This is a genomic window from Palaeococcus pacificus DY20341, from assembly GCF_000725425.1.
GTDB classification, from domain to species: Archaea; Methanobacteriota_B; Thermococci; order Thermococcales; family Thermococcaceae; genus Palaeococcus; species Palaeococcus pacificus.
In genome coordinates, this window is record NZ_CP006019.1 from 1,248,856 (window position 1) to 1,262,635 (window position 13,780).

Consider the following 13,780-nt stretch of genomic DNA (forward strand, 5'->3'; position numbering starts at 1 on the left):
TCCTTAATAATTCTTGCTCATGAAAAAGGTTATATAGGGCTTTTTTCTTTAAATAAAGTGGTGGAAACTATGAAAATTATTGAATTAGATATAAAATTGCCCTACAACAAAAGAGGGAAAGTTTTGAATGAGTTGTGCAATAGGGTTAAGGGCAAAATTAAAGATATACACTTTCTACCGCCGACAACAATGGGGATTAGTGAAATAAGGATGGAAGTAGAAGTGGACAACACTCAAAAGCTTATTGCTGACTTAAAAAAGATAATAAAAGATGGAAAGATTAGCTTCAAAGTTCTTACAGAAGCTTAGAGCTAATCTTAAATCTTTTCTTTTGCTTCTAACTCTTCGTGATTTTCTCACACTAGCAATATCTCTAAACTAATGATAACCTCTTTAAACACTAATTCTAAATAACCTCATAGGTGTTGGCATGGAGGACGTGGAGAGAGTAATAAGCAATATTCTCGAAAAAGTCAAAAATCATAGAAAGCTTTACGATGCAAATGAAGAGGCTGTAAAGCAGCACTTAATTGGCGAGATATTTGAGGTATTGGGTTGGGAATGGCAGAATCCAAATGAAGTGAGGCCCGAGGAAAGGACGGAAGATGGGAGGGCGGATTACGCTTTAGTCCTTGGCGGAAAAGTAATATCTTTTGTGGAAGCAAAAAACTTGAGCGTAAAGATACTCAAAAATGAAAAGCCTCTAAGACAGCTGGGGAAATACTGCTTTTCTCGAGGTGTTACCTATGGCATTCTCACAAATGGGCTTCAGTGGATAGTTATAAAAGCCTTTGAAGAAGGTTCAACCCTTAAGGACAGGATACTCTTTTTAGTCGATCTTGAGAAGGAGCCTCCAAAGAGAAGTGCACTTAAGCTTTCTCTCTTGAGTAAATCTCGCATTAAAGAGCTTGAAAGGCTCGCAAAGCTGCTTCAATATTTTGAAGAGAGCTTTAGAGCTTTGAAAAGGGAAGGCTTCGACGAGGACGAGTTAATTGGCTACCTCAGGAGCGAGGGCATGCTAAAAGGACTCCTTCCGATAGTTCCAATAAGTTCGATTGATACGACAGATGAAGAACCTAAGAAGGTCTATATCTATGAGAGCTCTAGAAAAGTCTTGGAATCCCAAATCAAAGGCTGGTATGATGTTCTTTCAACAGTTTTAGAGTATCTTTTGATTGCAGCGGACCTTAGAGAAGAGGAGAGAAAAGAACTCTCAACCCTCTACAAATACTCAAAGAAGATACCAAAGGAAAAAATCCTGACGCTCTTGAAGGAGATCGAGAGGCACTTTAATGTTAGAATATCAATTGAGTTTAGCTAATGACTCAAAAGTGGTATATGCAAGTTTTAAAGCAAGTGCTCTTCATGTGTTTTGAAGGCTTAGAGCAGCGCTTTCCATAGGGAAAGACTTTTAACATTGTCAACATAATTGAAATTGCATCCTAATTATTGGAGAGGTGATACGTATGGAAAGGATTGAAAAGGCAAGGCAAATCATCGAAAAGGCTAAGGCTGAGGGAAGACCACTCGTTGAGCCCGAAGCTAAGGAAATTTTGAAGCTCTATGGTGTTCCAGTTCCAGACTTTAAGGTTGCTACAAATGAGGAAGAGGCCGTTCAGTTTGCAAGGGAAATCGGCTATCCAGTTGTCATGAAGATCGTCTCACCACAAATCATCCACAAGAGTGACGCTGGTGGTGTTAAGGTCAACATAAAGAGCGATGAAGAGGCTAGGGAAGCCTTCAAGAAGATTATGGAGAACGCTAAGAACTACAAGCCAGACGCTGACCTTTGGGGTGTCATTGTTTACAAGATGCTCCCACTTGGAAAAGAAGTTATCGTTGGTATGATTAGGGATCCACAGTTCGGCCCAGCTATAATGTTCGGTCTCGGTGGTATATTCGTCGAGATTCTCAAGGATGTCAGCTTCAGGGTTGCCCCAATCACTAAAGATGAGGCCCTTGACATGATTAAGGAAATCAAGGCATATCCAATCCTCGCAGGAGCAAGAGGAGAGAAGCCAGTCAACATAGAGGCGTTAGCTGATATCATTGCCAAGGTCGGTGAGCTTGCTCTTGAGCTCCCAGAGGTTAAGGAGCTCGACATAAACCCAATCTTTGCATATGAAGACGAAGCTGTTGCCGTTGACGCAAGAATGCTCCTATGAACTTAAAAAGCTAATTTAACTTTGTTTTCCTTTTCAATTCTCTTCTATTACCAATGAGTGGACTTTTATCATCAGCTGTTCTTTAGAAGAGCTTGCAAGGATAGAAGGATTAAATGTGGGCTTGCCACAGAGACCCGCGTTCATTAATCGCGCGGGTGGATGCTAAGCAAGCCCTGTGGGCTCGGCGTGAGCACACCCCATCATTAGGCCCGATTAAGCTTAGGGATGCGGGTTCACCGAGCCCTGAGGAGACGATTGTCCCCTCACTGTCGGCATTTAATGGTTAATAAGTAATGCCTTAAAACTTTTCGCTCGCTTATGCGAGACTTATTATCACTATACCCAAAACTGCCAGGATAAGGCTTAGGATGATTTTTCTGTTTGGAGGCTCCTTTAAAAAGGCTATTGCGAGAGTGGATGATATAATCGGATTGATGGCAGTTATTGGCGTCGCTATTTGTGAACCAATTGTTCCAACAGCCCGCACAAATGCATACTGGCCTATAAGAAGCCCAAATAGAGCAGCAGCACTCACCACTCCAAACTCCTTTAAAGTGAACGATTTTAACTCCTCTTTATAGCGGGGGATAAAGAAGCTAATTCCAACTGTAGCAAACATCATTCTCAGGCCTGCCAAAGTCAAAGGAGATATTTGGGAGGAGAGGTAATCTAACGTAGTTATGGCTAAGCTCCAGCTAATCGGGGCCAAAATAGCAAATATCAGGCCTTTGGGATTTGTGTGTTCCTCTTCTTCAGTCTGCCTGACTAAAACTATTGCCGCAAATATGAGAAGTGCCCCTATAATTATTTGGGCTGTGATGGATCGTCCTAGAAAAAGTACGGCCCACAATATCGCCCAAAGGGGATATGAGGACGTAACGGGAACTGTTCTTGAAACACCAGCAATCTTTAAAGCGTTGAAGAAGAAGTAGTCGCCTACAACAAATCCAAATTGACCTGAGATAAAAGCTATTAAAAGCTGCTTAGAGGATAGGGATAGTATCTCTTCAAAACTTCCTGTGAGGAGAAATATCGCAGCGTATAGGAAGGATACAAAATAAAGCCTCACAATGTTAACGCTAACCGCCTGCTTATTTTTCATCCCCATTTTTACGAACACTGATGATAGCCCCCACCCAAACGCTGCCATTAGGGCCAAAAGCACTCCTTCAATCATGGACATGATTTTAAAAGGTGCTTTTCAATTTAAAAATTTAACGTTTCGATGGTAGACGAAAAATACGTCTAAATACCCATGAGGGCCAATGGTGTTGTGTACAACCATTCTCCATCGACTATTAAGTCAATGTCCTTTCCTATCTTTCTTCGTTTGTTTGAAAATCGCAGTATATACCAGTATCCATTCAATATTGAAAACGCTAAGACCAAGAAGACTCTGCTGAAATATCTAAAATAGTATCCAATTAAAAGCCAGGGGATAAATGTGCTATTTAAAAATAAGAGTAAAACTTTACTCTTCTCAAATCCAAGCTTTACAGGCAAAGTCTTGATCCCATTAGTTCTATCCCCGTCGATATCTCTTAGGTCAAACAGTATGGTGTTTATAAGGCTCTTCATAAAAAAGAAATAATATATCAAAAACACCTTTATGAAATTAACATGATCTATGGTTAAGTAAGGTAAAAATGTGGTCCCATTAGCCCATGTTATCGCTATTATCAAGTTTTTAACACCGGTTATATCTTTAAGTCGAGGATATTTTGGGGAAATCTGAACACTATAAAGCACGCCAGAGCATACTGGAAACATAACCACAAGAACTGCCCATATGCCTGTTACAGCACTCAAAATGATTGCCAAGGCAAAAGAGATAATTATAGAACACTTAAAAATCTTTGGGAATTTTTTTATATATCCAACCCTTTCAGGATTGTTTATTTCATCTTCTTTTAAATCTGTGAGTTTGTTTATCCCGTAAACGCTGAATATCAAAAAGAATGTGGTTAAGAGAAGATTCCAATGAGGTTCAGCTTCGTACAATATGAAAGACAGATACAGCTTGAAAACACCGCTTATTGCTAAGAAGAGTGATGTTGATGTCAAAAGTGTAAAAAAGGAATGAGCTGTTTGATAAGTTTTCTTAAAGCTTTTAATAGTATCTTCCAGAGCTTTGTATGAGTTGAAGTACCCCCAATCAACCATTTTTTTCCTCCGTTTATGTTTTTAAAAAATGAATTTAACCGCAATACGTTAATTAAGTTAGAACTCTTAACGGATGAAATAAAAAAAGAGTTTTATAATACTCTCTTTGCCTTTTCCTTGTAGTATTGGAACAAAGCTATTCCCCATTTTCTTGCTTTTTCGCTGTTGCTAATTAGATCCGCCATCATGTCATACCTGCCATCTGGAAAGAACAAGCCAAAGGATAAAAAGTTGTTAGTAACAGTAAAGGCAACTTTTGGATTTTCTTCTAGTATGTAAATTTTAACATTTGGAAGGTCTTTAACTAGCTCAACAGCCTCTGGAGGTGCTAGCTCTATTAATTTTTCATAGACTGCTCTTGTTGTTATGATCTCAATATCGACATTTTTGGTCGATGCAAGCTCCATAAACGCCTTTGGATAATCGGAGAATAGGATGGGAGAAACTCCTTTGATCCACTTCGAAGTTTTTACAAGCTTCATATATGCTTCATGAGGGAGCGTGAGGTGTTCGGGTGGGGTAATATACAGCTGAGAATCTTTTAAATCGCCAATTCTCTCAAGAAACTCTACAGGTATTCCGCTTAGATCGTGATTTAGCCAGAATTCCTCAAAATTTTTCACTGTCTCGAGCGTGTCTACCAATCTAGCCATTTGTAAGTATGTTAGGTATCCTGTATTAGTGAGCATATACTTCTTGGTATCTGGATCCTGTGTGATCAAATTTTCCTCTTCAAGATCATTGAGTGAATGGGATATCGAAGATTTGGTAGAACCAATTATTTTTTGTAATTCACCAAGGGCTTTTGGTCCGCTTGATAGTGCAAACAGGATTTTATGGCGCAAAGTAGATGATACGATTAATTTCAGCATTTTTCCAACATCCATAGCCTCTCCTCCGTTTTCTGGTTATACATGAAGTTGTTAATAAACTTTTCTTTAGGGTAAATTTTGTTCTGAGAGAACAATTTTGCTTTCATAAGACAAAAATATTATATAGTATAACAGACCACATGTGGATGTGAGGTATTATGAGACTGTTATCATCGGGATTTGAGAGGTTGGATAAAGCGCTAGGGGGCGGAATATTAGAAGGTACAAACATACTCCTCATTTATGACTCCTTTTCCTTAGGTTGGATTATGCCATTCAAAATACTTCAATATCGTTTATCACAGGGTGATTTTGGGATAATAATAAACTACAACCTTCCATTGCCAAAACTTGCACTTAGAGCTAAATCAGCAGGCCTTGATATTGATCTAGAGGGCAAAAATGGAAACTTAGCTATTATTGATATATTTGGTTCCAGATACGGCAATCAGCATTCTGAGGATTATGTATATACAATAGAGAGATTTGATTCCGAGACGTATGTTCCAAAACTTTTGGATATTTATAATGATATCTTGGAAAAAGCTGGGAATAGAAGGATAATAGAGTTGAGTTTTACCATAGATGGCATGGCGTTTGAAATAGGAGAAGATAGAAGTGTTAGAATATTAAAACATGTATTTTCAAATGCATGTTCGGAGGAAAGGAAAAGACTCTTGTTCTCAATGTATCTCTTAAACAAAGACAGAGCCTCAAAAGAGTTTGTCTCATGGAATATTGAACTTGGAGATCATGTCGTTGAGTTTCTCTTTGAAGAAAAAACTGACAGAATCTTAGAGCAGATGTATATTCTTAAGTCTCCTTCTTTTGAATTTGAACCTACAGTTTACACATGCCTTCTTAGAGGTAGCAGCATTATCATCGAACCCGTGGAAACTCAGAGGGGAGTATTGCCCCAAACATCTTTTTGGCTTTTGTAATCTTTTCTCTTGCCTTTAAAATCCTAACATAAAAATAAAAAAGTTAGGACGTGAAGGATTATATAGAATGATGAACTCGGCAAACCTGAGCTCTGCAATGATGACGATCTTGAGTGCTGACTTTGGGGTGATAATATGGATATTTCAAAGATCATTGGGGAAATAATAGAAGCTTTAGACAAAAAAGATGAGATGAGAGAAGAGGCTCTGAGAATAACACGTGAGATAGTTCGGCTAAGTGGTGATGTTATAAAAGCACTTCATAGAAAAAACTTTGACTTGGCAGAAGAACGGTTGAGAAAGGCTGAAGAGCTCGTAAGGAGTTTAAAACAACTTTTGGAAGCACATCCTGATATTTATTACACGGGTTATGTTCAAACCGCACATCAAGAATTTGTAGAGGCTACGCTATTCTATTGCTATTTGAAGGGTATAGAATTCCCCTCCCCCAAAGAGCTCGAAGTTCCAGAGGGGGACTATGCTTTAGGGCTTGGGGATCTAATAGGAGAGCTTAGAAGACACGTCCTTCTCTCTATTTTAGAGGAAAATTTAGATGAAGCCGAGAGAACCTACAGAACAATGGAGCATATATATGAGGAGATAATGCGCCTCGACTATCCAAAAGGGGTGGTGAACGTCCGTCAAAAGCAAGATTCAGCGAGGAAACTCGTAGAGCGTACTTTGGAAGATCTAACAAGGGCTAAGCTAACTAAAAAGCTTGAAGATAAAATAGGTGAGGTCTTGAAGAGATGAATAACCTGCAAAAACTTGCAGAAGTTCAGAAAAAGCTGAGCAGTAAAATAGTTGAAAAACCAATAGATTTAGACTCAATAAAGAGAATTGCAGCTGTGGATGTGGCATATAAGGAAAATCTTGCAAGTGCTTCCTTTGTTTTATGCTCTTTCCCAGAGTGCAAGGTTTTAAAAATTAAAGCCATATGTTTAGAGGTTTCATATCCTTACATACCAACGTTCTTCTTTTTGAAGGAAACTCAGCCGATTCTAGTTGCTGTTAAGGGAGAGGACTTTGATGTGTTGCTTGTAGAAGGTCACGGCAGGGCACATCCCCGCGGCTATGGATTAGCTTCTCATATTGGGCTCCTCCTCCAAAAGCCAACAGTTGGAGTTGCAAAAAGGCCTTTAAAGACGTATCCCCAAGAGAGCTTAGCCAAAGTTGGAAAAGCATACGTAAGTGTTGGGCACTTGATTGACTTGCCTTCTGCAGTGGAAATAGTTAGAGTGGTTAATGAAAATGGCTATCCTGCACCATTAAGGTTGGCGGATAAAGAATCAAAGAGAGCGCTAAAGAGGTTTCTTTTGGGAGAATCTCTTTGACTCCTCTACAAATATTCTGAGAAATGCTACCATCATTGCTATGAAAGCTCCTAGGACGCCTGCCAGAGAGATGCTAAGCAAAGCTCCTTCTATTGTGGGGATTCTTGAATTGGCAAAAAGCAAGTTTGAAAATATGAATCCTCCAAAGTATGCAAAGGGTGTTAAAATGGCATCTAACAGGCCGCTAGGATTGAAAGTATAGAGGAAAATTGCTGATGCCCCAGCAAATACTAATGACATTGCGAATCTAAAGCCAAATGTCAACCACACGACATAGAGCACACTTGTTGCAGCGAAGCCGAGGAGAAATGCAATGCCGCTTGTATTTGCCTCACCTTTTTTGAGCCCTACAAATGCTCCGAGAAAGAAAAATGTAGCGTACATTAGAGAAAAGGTTTCAATTCCTGTCGAGAGTGGGAAAAAAGCCAAGAGTAGGAAAAATGCTAACGTAATTCCAGTACCTCCAAAAGAGAGAACATTTAGCAGTTTTTGATTCATTTTACCACCTCAACTACCAGTCTATCTCCATCTTTCAAATTTAACGCCTTTCTAAGGTTTATGGGTGAGATTATTTCAGCAATCTCTGGTGGATGGATTGTCCTAAACGGAATTACTATTGCTCCTTCAATGCCATTTATTCTGACTTTATATGCCCTCACATCTCCAAAGGTTCTGCCCTCTTTTGAAAAACCTGGGATAATGATGGGTTCAACATCGTGGAATACATCGAAAACGGTCTTCGGGAAGATGACCTTGATGTTTAAAGTCCCGGGATAGGGTTTGAAGTTTAAATACTCCTCTATTAAGGGTGTGTACTGCCTGATGTAATAAGCCCCTTCGCCAAGCCCCGAAACTACCTCTCCTAAAATCTTCTTCCCGAGGTAGAGCACTTCAGTGAGCTGGTCATGGATATCGCTTAGATACCTCATGCCCTTTTCAGTGAGCTCGACATAGGTTCTCTTCCCTTCGACAGCTTTTTCCACGTAGCCTTCCTTTTCAAGTTCTTCAAATCTCCTTAAGATGGTTTGAGGAGAAATATTGAGCTCTTTAGATAACTCTCTGAGTGTTATTTTAACTTTCTCTCCGATTGCTCCTTTTTTTGCTAACAACAAGAGGAGTTCAAATTTCTCCATTTTGTTCACCCGCTTCACCAATATTATGGAATTAAACTTATAAACCCTTCACCTACACCACCAAACATGGTGAAGGTTAAGCTTCCAAACTCCTATTTTGAAGATTTGGGTGATAGCATTAGGTTAGTGTGGAGAAGAACTCTTTACGCGGATTTTGATAGAAAACTCATTGAGAAGTCCATAAAGAGGAAGTTTAAAACAAAAACAAATGTGAGCGTTGAAGATGGGTATCTGGTGGTAGATGTTGAGCATCCTGAGGTGGAGAACTTTCTGAACTTTTTAATCTCAAGCCATCTAGGGGAGTTCTTGAAAAGCAGATACACTGAGAGAAAAGTAATTTACATCCACGAGGGAATGGATGTTCCTCTTTTGGGTTACAACGCATTTGGGCTAATCGATAGGGGTACAAACTTAATCCAAGTGAGGGGTGTAAGTGGCTGTAATCTCTCATGCATATTCTGCTCCGTTGATGAAGGGCCCTACTCTAGGACGAGGCGCTTCGATTATGTTGTTGATGTTGACTATTTACTAAAGTGGTTTAAGGATGTTGCAAAAATTAAAGGAAAAGGTCTTGAGGCACATATAGACGGCCAGGGTGAGCCTCTCATTTATCCCTTCATTGTCGAGCTCGTTCAAGGCTTAAAGGATATGAGAGAAGTCGATGTGGTATCAATCCAAACTAACGCAACGCTTTTGGATGATAAACTTGTGGAAGAGCTTGCGGAGGCGGGTTTGGATAGGGCAAATGTTTCCATTCATTCCCTTGACCCCGAAAAAGCAAAGATGATCATGGGTAAAAAGGATTACGACCTAGAGCACGTTTTGGACATGATTGAGGCAATGATAAACGCTGGAATAGATGTTTTAATAGCACCAGTCATAATTTTTGGTTTAAACGACGATGAAGCTGAAGATATGATAGAGTTTGCCCGAAAAGTTGGTGCCGGAAAGAGATGGCCTGCTCTGGGATTCCAAAACTACATCCCATACAAGTTTGGAAGAAAACCCACTATAGCGAAGCTTGTGTCTTTCAGGGACTTTTATGCTTGGCTCAGAGGTCTGGAAGAAAAAACGGGAATGAAGCCTTTAGTTTTGAAGCCCAAGCACTTTGGAATGCATAAACGGAAGTTCATACCCCTCTCATTCAGGATTGGGGAAGTTGTTAAGGTAAAAATCGTACTCCCGGGTAGGATTGAGGGAGAGATGCTCGGAGTTGCAAGGGACAGGCTAATTGAAATTATAAACACGAATGCAAAAGTTGGCGACACGATAAAGGTCAAAATAGTGAGGACAAAGCACGGCATATACATCGGGACGCCTGTGAAGTGAACGCATTAATGAGAAGGTTAAAAAAGAAGCGTAAAATCAGCAAATCAAATAAACCTTGAGCTCTTAACTTTGAGCTCCCCTTTTTCATAAAGCTCCAAGAGTATATCAACCATTCTTTCGCCACTCTTTCCGTCTCCAAATGGATTCTCTGCATTTGCCATCTTCTTGTAGAATTCCTCATCGTTTAAGAGCCTCTCGACGTAGTGCATCACCCTATCTTTTTCAAGCCCAACTAAAACGTTTCCCCCAGCTTTAACGGTTTCAGGCCTCTCAGTATTGTAGCGCAAAGTCAAACATGGCACGTCTAGGATTATACTTTCCTCTTGGACACCCCCTGAATCAGTAAGAACGAGCTTAGCATTCTTTTGGAGCTTTAGGAAGTCCAAATAACCGAGGGGCTTGGTTAATGTTACGTGCTCCTCTCTCTCGAGCTCTTCCCACAGCCCTAACGATTTCAAGCGCTTCTCCGTCCTCGGGTGAACAGGATAGATAACTTTAATTGGCAGGCTTTTGATTATATCAACGAGCTTTCTAAGGTTTTCCTCACTATCGGTGTTTTCCGCACGGTGAGCTGTTAAAAGAGCGTATCCTTTAGGCTTTAGGCCGAGCTTTTCTAGTATATTGCTCTTGCGCTCCGCTACTTCTGCGTTCTGCAAAACGGCATCAACTATGGTGTTTCCAACGACGTAAACTCCTTCCACAATACCCTCACGCTCGAGGTTTTTTCTTGCTTCTTCTGTAGGAGCAAAGAGAACCTCACTCGCATGGTCGGCCAAAATGCGGTTTATTTCCTCTGGCATTGTTCTATCGAAGCTCCTAAGCCCGGCTTCAACATGGGCAACTGGTATTTTCAGTTTAACGCTTGCAAGGGCGCCCGCTAAAACTGTGTTTGTATCACCTTGAACGAGCGTGACATCAGGCTTTTCGTCCATTAAGACTTTCTCTATCTTTATCATGGCCAGACCAGTTTGATTTGCTTGGGTTCCGCTTCCAACCTCAAGGTGATAGTCAATCTTATGGAGCTCAAGTTCCTCCAGGAAAACTTGACTCATCTCATAGTCATAGTGCTGGCCTGTGTGGATTATTAAAGGCTCGATTCCCCTCTTTTCGAATGCTCTAATAACTGGGGCGAGCTTTATTATCTCGGGCCTCGTTCCAAAGACGAAAGCAGGCTTCAATACTCGCCCCTCCCTATCCCTTTGAAGACAAAGCCCTTTGGAGGTTCCTCTATGATGTGCCTCCCATCAATTAAGACTTTGTTCCTCATTAGCTCCCCGATCGTTTTCCAATCCAATTCTTTGAACTCGCTGTGGTCTGTAGCAATTACAAGGGCGTCTGCTCCTTTGAGAGCTTCCATTATGCTTTCATGAGTGCCTTTAACGTATGGGTCGTATGAGCGCACTTCCTTAACATCATCTTTAATATGCTCTATAAAAGCATGAGCAGGAGAATTCCTTGTATCGTCAGAGTTTCCTTTGTAGGCTAGCCCTAAAACTGTGACAATAGCATCTTCGGGAGGAAGGTTTATAGTTTTTAATGCCTCAAAGAGCAAATCTTTGGCCATTAACGGCATGTCTTCGTTTATCTCTCTTGCCCTCTTTATAAGGCCGAAATCTTCCTTAGCGGGGCTTAGGAGTAAGTAGGGATCTTTAGGCAAGCAGTGTCCGCCTACACCTATTCCCGGCACGTGAATTTTAACCCTTGGATGAGTGTTTGCAAGCTCAATAGCTTTGAAAATATCGACGTTGTACTGGTGGGCTAAAAATGCAAATTCGTTGGCTAAAGCAATATTAACGTCCCTAAACGTGTTCTCCATTAGCTTTACCATTTCGCTTGTTGTGGAGTTTGTTATGAACGTTTGACCTTTAACAAAGGAGCGGTACAAGACCTCGGCCAGCTCGGCGCTCTCTTTTGTAATTCCACCAAAAATCCTTGAGTTGTAAACGAGCTCTTTAAAAATCCTCCCGGGCATTACTCTCTCGGGAGCGTGAACCATGTAGAAGTCTTCTCCCGCTTTAAATCTTCTCTCCTTTTCGATGATTTCAGCCATTCTTAAAGTGGTAAGCGGTGGAATAGTGCTCTCAATTATTACGAGTGAGCCTTTTTTCATGGCTTTAGCTACGGTTTTTACAGCGCTTTCTAAATACTCCAAGTTGGGGGTCTTATCTTCTCTTAGTGGTGTTTGAACGCAGATTATGTAAACGTCCTTTTCTTTAATCTCCTCGGGGTTTGAAGTGGCCCTAAGCTTGCCGCTTTCAACAGCTTTTCTCAAAAGATCATCAATATCTGGCTCGATTATGTGAGAATTACCATTTTTTATCTTTTTCACGACATCTTCTCTTATCTCATACCCCACAACATTGAAGCCAGCATTTGCGAACATTATTGCCGTGGGCAGGCCTATGTAGCCCAACCCTATTACTGCAATTTCAGCTCTTTTGCTCTCTATCTTCTTTCTCATGCTACCACCTAATTCTTAGAACAGAAATCTTCAATTTAAAGTTTTTTTAGGTAACGATTTCATGCTGAACTTGTGCATGAATGCAATCGGATGAACGATTAAAGACCTAATCTGAGCACTTTGGGAGGTTTTTAAAAAAGACAGCACAATGTTAGGAGTTAGTGATGCAATAGAAATCGTTATAAACGGTTAGCAAGTCTAAACAATTATCAGAAAGCTCAAAAAATAAGACTTCATAACCGTTTTGCGGAAACCCTTTTAATGGACAAAGTTGGTTATTAACTTGGAGGCGAGTATAATGAAAGTATGGATTGACATCTCAAATGCACCTCACGCTCACTTTTTCAAGGGTATAATCAGAGAGCTTGAGAAAAGAGGATACGAAGTTCTTGTAACAACACGTCATTTTGATGGATTAACAGGTATTTTGGACATGCTCGGTATAGATTATTATGTTGTGGGCAAGCACGGCGGCTCGACTTTAGAAGGAAAGCTAATCGCGAGCGTTGAGAGACAGCAAAAGCTCGCCCAACTTATAATTGAGGAAAAACCCGATTTGGCATTATATAAACACTCCGTTGAAGCTCCAAGGGTGGCTTTTGGATTGAGAATACCTTCTATTGGATTTGTGGATAATGAAACTGCAACAGCTCAGAACAAGCTCATGCTTCCACTAACCTCTCGCATAATATATCCCGAGCCGATTGATAAATACGACCTCATGCGTTCTGGTGCGGATGCAAATGCTTTAAAGCCGATTAAGGGTTTTGCTGAACTAGCCCATATCTACGGCTTTACTCCATCAAAAGAACCTTTAAACGAGCTGGGCTTGGAGGAGTATGACTACATCGTCATGAGGCCCGAGCCTATAAAAGCCAACTACTTTAATGGGGACGCTGAGAAGAGCGTTTTGGAGAAGATAATTCCAATGCTGCCTGATATACCGATAGTCCTCTTCCCAAGAACTGAAAGCCAAAGGAAAAGGTTTGAACGCTTTTATAATGTCATAATGCCCGAGAAGCCTATGGATAGCTTAAGCTTGCTTTACTATGCTAAGATGATGATAGGAGCAGGAGGGACAATGAACAGGGAAGCTATAGCATTAGGAACGCCTACAATTTCTACGTATCCCGGCAAGACTTTAGCTGTTACAAAGTGGATGACAAACTTGGGGGTTAAGTTCTACTCAACCGATCCATTAGCAGTTGCAAAGAAGGCTTATGAGTTCCTTAGAAGAAACGGCAAGTTCAGGAGTTACATAAGGTACACGGTGTCAAGGCTTGAAAACCCGATAGATGCAATTTTGAGGGAAATTGAGACGTATGAAGAATATGGAAGCTTTGAAGAGATTAAAGAGGGCGAAAAAAAGCTCGCCTTTTAAT

Annotated in this window: 15 protein-coding genes; 8 read left to right on the forward strand and 7 right to left on the reverse strand. The window is 40.6% G+C overall.

The window, feature by feature from the left end; translation table 11 throughout:
* Nucleotides 1-69: 69 nt before the first annotated feature.
* The 3 genes from PAP_RS06855 (at nt 70) to PAP_RS06865 (ending at nt 2,165) form a co-directional block, all read left to right on the forward strand.
* A complete protein-coding gene (locus tag PAP_RS06855; protein ID WP_048165304.1) occupies nt 70-309 on the forward strand; it encodes a hypothetical protein in 240 nt (79 codons plus the stop codon).
* Nucleotides 310-430: 121 nt separating this feature from the next.
* Nucleotides 431-1,321: a type I restriction enzyme HsdR N-terminal domain-containing protein gene (locus PAP_RS06860; RefSeq protein ID WP_052649108.1), complete on the forward strand. Its 891-nt coding sequence runs from the start codon at nt 431-433 to the stop codon at nt 1,319-1,321.
* A 145-nt stretch (nt 1,322-1,466) separates the two neighbouring features.
* Complete coding sequence (locus PAP_RS06865) at nt 1,467-2,165, forward strand: acetate--CoA ligase family protein (RefSeq protein ID WP_048165306.1); 699 nt, start codon at nt 1,467-1,469, stop codon at nt 2,163-2,165.
* A 316-nt stretch (nt 2,166-2,481) separates the two neighbouring features.
* Here PAP_RS06865 and PAP_RS06870 read toward each other — a convergent pair whose 3' ends face one another.
* The 3 genes from PAP_RS06870 to PAP_RS06880 all read right to left on the reverse strand — a co-directional run bounded on the left by PAP_RS06870 (nt 2,482) and on the right by PAP_RS06880 (nt 5,215).
* Nucleotides 2,482-3,348, reverse strand: a complete 867-nt coding sequence (locus tag PAP_RS06870) for a DMT family transporter (RefSeq protein ID WP_048165307.1) — start codon at nt 3,346-3,348, stop codon at nt 2,482-2,484.
* A 62-nt stretch (nt 3,349-3,410) separates the two neighbouring features.
* The gene (locus tag PAP_RS06875; RefSeq protein ID WP_158442503.1) at nt 3,411-4,229 is read right to left on the reverse strand and encodes a UbiA family prenyltransferase; all 819 of its coding nucleotides are present in this window, start codon (nt 4,227-4,229) and stop codon (nt 3,411-3,413) included.
* Between the two features lie 191 nt (nt 4,230-4,420).
* Complete coding sequence (locus PAP_RS06880) at nt 4,421-5,215, reverse strand: helix-turn-helix transcriptional regulator (RefSeq protein WP_048165308.1); 795 nt, start codon at nt 5,213-5,215, stop codon at nt 4,421-4,423.
* A 143-nt stretch (nt 5,216-5,358) separates the two neighbouring features.
* Here PAP_RS06880 and PAP_RS06885 point away from each other — a divergent pair, with 143 nt between their 5' ends.
* The 3 genes from PAP_RS06885 (at nt 5,359) to PAP_RS06895 (ending at nt 7,475) form a co-directional block, all read left to right on the forward strand.
* Nucleotides 5,359-6,141, forward strand: a complete 783-nt coding sequence (locus PAP_RS06885; protein ID WP_048165309.1) for an RAD55 family ATPase — start codon at nt 5,359-5,361, stop codon at nt 6,139-6,141.
* Nucleotides 6,142-6,276: 135 nt separating this feature from the next.
* Complete coding sequence (locus PAP_RS06890; protein WP_048165310.1) at nt 6,277-6,894, forward strand: translin family protein; 618 nt, start codon at nt 6,277-6,279, stop codon at nt 6,892-6,894.
* Nucleotides 6,891-7,475 (forward strand): endonuclease V, encoded by a 585-nt coding sequence (locus PAP_RS06895; RefSeq protein ID WP_048165311.1) that lies wholly within the window; start codon nt 6,891-6,893, stop codon nt 7,473-7,475. The genes PAP_RS06890 and PAP_RS06895 overlap by 4 nt, the downstream gene beginning before the upstream one ends.
* Here the strand turns inward: PAP_RS06895 and PAP_RS06900 are convergent.
* Nucleotides 7,443-7,973, reverse strand: a complete 531-nt coding sequence (locus PAP_RS06900; RefSeq protein WP_048165312.1) for a hypothetical protein — start codon at nt 7,971-7,973, stop codon at nt 7,443-7,445. The genes PAP_RS06895 and PAP_RS06900 overlap by 33 nt on opposite strands.
* Complete coding sequence (locus PAP_RS06905; RefSeq protein ID WP_048165313.1) at nt 7,970-8,608, reverse strand: DUF120 domain-containing protein; 639 nt, start codon at nt 8,606-8,608, stop codon at nt 7,970-7,972. Before PAP_RS06905 ends, PAP_RS06900 begins: the two co-directional genes overlap by 4 nt.
* A gap of 66 nt (nt 8,609-8,674) precedes the next feature.
* On the opposite strand from PAP_RS06905, the gene PAP_RS06910 reads away from it, so the two are divergent.
* The gene (locus PAP_RS06910; RefSeq protein ID WP_048165314.1) at nt 8,675-9,937 is read left to right on the forward strand and encodes a radical SAM protein; all 1,263 of its coding nucleotides are present in this window, start codon (nt 8,675-8,677) and stop codon (nt 9,935-9,937) included.
* Between the two features lie 44 nt (nt 9,938-9,981).
* On the opposite strand, the gene wecB is transcribed toward PAP_RS06910, so the two are convergent.
* Both wecB and PAP_RS06920 read right to left on the reverse strand, forming a co-directional pair.
* Nucleotides 9,982-11,115 (reverse strand): non-hydrolyzing UDP-N-acetylglucosamine 2-epimerase, encoded by a 1,134-nt coding sequence (gene wecB, locus PAP_RS06915; protein ID WP_048165315.1) that lies wholly within the window; start codon nt 11,113-11,115, stop codon nt 9,982-9,984.
* Nucleotides 11,112-12,398 carry a UDP-N-acetyl-D-mannosamine dehydrogenase gene (locus PAP_RS06920; RefSeq protein ID WP_048165316.1) on the reverse strand — a complete coding sequence of 429 codons (1,287 nt, stop codon included), beginning with the start codon at nt 12,396-12,398 and terminating at the stop codon, nt 11,112-11,114. Before PAP_RS06920 ends, wecB begins: the two co-directional genes overlap by 4 nt.
* 298 nt (nt 12,399-12,696) lie before the next feature.
* Between PAP_RS06920 and PAP_RS06925 the strand changes: the two genes are divergently transcribed.
* Complete coding sequence (locus PAP_RS06925) at nt 12,697-13,779, forward strand: DUF354 domain-containing protein (protein ID WP_048165317.1); 1,083 nt, start codon at nt 12,697-12,699, stop codon at nt 13,777-13,779.
* The last annotated feature ends 1 nt before the right edge of the window (nt 13,780 follow it).

Coding starts and splice junctions, on each gene's coding strand:
- PAP_RS06910 (WP_048165314.1), top strand. CDS start 8,675: ATGGTGAAGGTTAAGCTTCCAAACTCCTATTTTGAAGATTTGGGTGAT.
- PAP_RS06870 (WP_048165307.1), bottom strand. CDS start 3,348: ATGTCCATGATTGAAGGAGTGCTTTTGGCCCTAATGGCAGCGTTTGGG.
- PAP_RS06920 (WP_048165316.1), bottom strand. CDS start 12,398: ATGAGAAAGAAGATAGAGAGCAAAAGAGCTGAAATTGCAGTAATAGGG.
- PAP_RS06890 (WP_048165310.1), top strand. CDS start 6,277: ATGGATATTTCAAAGATCATTGGGGAAATAATAGAAGCTTTAGACAAA.
- PAP_RS06905 (WP_048165313.1), bottom strand. CDS start 8,608: ATGGAGAAATTTGAACTCCTCTTGTTGTTAGCAAAAAAAGGAGCAATC.
- PAP_RS06855 (WP_048165304.1), top strand. CDS start 70: ATGAAAATTATTGAATTAGATATAAAATTGCCCTACAACAAAAGAGGG.
- PAP_RS06865 (WP_048165306.1), top strand. CDS start 1,467: ATGGAAAGGATTGAAAAGGCAAGGCAAATCATCGAAAAGGCTAAGGCT.
- PAP_RS06885 (WP_048165309.1), top strand. CDS start 5,359: ATGAGACTGTTATCATCGGGATTTGAGAGGTTGGATAAAGCGCTAGGG.
- PAP_RS06925 (WP_048165317.1), top strand. CDS start 12,697: ATGAAAGTATGGATTGACATCTCAAATGCACCTCACGCTCACTTTTTC.
- PAP_RS06880 (WP_048165308.1), bottom strand. CDS start 5,215: ATGGATGTTGGAAAAATGCTGAAATTAATCGTATCATCTACTTTGCGC.
- PAP_RS06860 (WP_052649108.1), top strand. CDS start 431: ATGGAGGACGTGGAGAGAGTAATAAGCAATATTCTCGAAAAAGTCAAA.
- PAP_RS06900 (WP_048165312.1), bottom strand. CDS start 7,973: ATGAATCAAAAACTGCTAAATGTTCTCTCTTTTGGAGGTACTGGAATT.
- PAP_RS06895 (WP_048165311.1), top strand. CDS start 6,891: ATGAATAACCTGCAAAAACTTGCAGAAGTTCAGAAAAAGCTGAGCAGT.